Origin of the sequence: Lactobacillus kitasatonis DSM 16761 = JCM 1039 (genome assembly GCF_000615285.1) — a bacterium.
Taxonomy (GTDB): Bacteria; Bacillota; Bacilli; order Lactobacillales; family Lactobacillaceae; genus Lactobacillus; species Lactobacillus kitasatonis.
In genome coordinates this window covers 1-1,330 of the sequence record NZ_BALU01000031.1, presented here as the reverse complement: position 1 = coordinate 1,330, position 1,330 = coordinate 1, and the positions used below count along the sequence as shown (strand labels likewise).

General features: G+C 40.8%; 1 protein-coding gene. It reads left to right on the top strand.

The window, feature by feature from the left end; genetic code table 11:
- Positions 1-1,330, top strand: a 1,330-nt coding sequence (locus JCM1039_RS12355) for a hypothetical protein (protein ID WP_034533206.1), incomplete at both ends; no start/stop codon positions are given.

Genomic DNA, 1,330 nt, shown 5'->3' with positions numbered 1-1,330 from the left:
TACTGCACAAGCCGCTGTTAATGCATACACTACTGTTAAAAGCGACAACACTGCAGATGCTGGTTCATTAGATGTTAATGTAACAGCTGGTACACAACCAACATTTAACCAAGCTGTTCAAGATGCTTTAACTGAACAAGTTGGTGAATCACTTAACGCAAAAGGTAGTGTTTACCTTTATGATGTACATGCTGGTGAAATTCACGCCAACAAACAAACCGTTACTTTCAAGGTAGCTAACAACAAGAACTGGAAGAACGGTACTATTTCTGCAAATGGTTCAACCTCAAATGGCATGTTCTGGAACAAGAAGACTCAACTTGCTTCTAAGGCTGACTCAGATAACGACGTTATTACTTTCACTGTAACTGTTAACTACAACATTACTGAAAAACCTGCTGTAAGTAATGAAGGTGTTGACTCAAGCGTTTACTTTGCACGTTGGGACGGTCGTGAATTAGCTAACGATGCTACTGTTGTTGCTAACAACGATCAAAACAATGTATTATTCATCAACGGTAAAGGTAACATGCGTTCAAGCGTAACCCTTGCTGAATTAAAGGTTGCTATTGAAAACGTATTGACTTTACGTAATAACAAGAATGAAAAGGCAAGCTGGAGCAAGAACGTTTGGAACAACGCAACTTCAGACGACAACCTTATTTCACAATTACGTCACGCAGGTTTCACTGTAACTGGTTCAGGTGACAAGGCTTCATTTAAGCCAGGTTCAACCCAATTTACTATTAACGTAAAGGCTCTTAACGGTGCTACTGCAAACGTTGTATTCCAAAACTCATACGCTCCTGACACTGTAAGTCCAGTAATTATGGGTAACTACAACGGTTCATGGGAACCAGTTAGAACTCCAGGTGGTTACATTAGACCTATCATCGTTTCACAAAACGATCTTGGCAACAACTCAGCTTGGAACCCATACGACTACTTAAGAGCTGACGCAAACTCATCAACTAAGGCTTGGATCAATGCTGATTACTCAGGCGACAAGGTTGACTTGACTAAGGCTGGCGTTTACAACGTAACTGTTAAGGCTACTAACGCAGCTAACAAGACCACTACTGAAACTGTTCCAGTTATCGTTTCAGACATTAACGGTAAGGTTATGACTGTTGTTAACAACGCACCTGTATACGCAATTAACAACGGTGTTGCAACTCAAGCTACTGGTCTTAAGACCATCCCTACTGGTTCACAAGTTAAGGTATTTGGCTCAGTTGTAACTGCTAAGTTGAACGGCCAAGACACTCAATTCTACAGAATTGTAACTCCAAAGGCTAACTACTTCGTAAGAGCTTCAGATCTTAAGGAT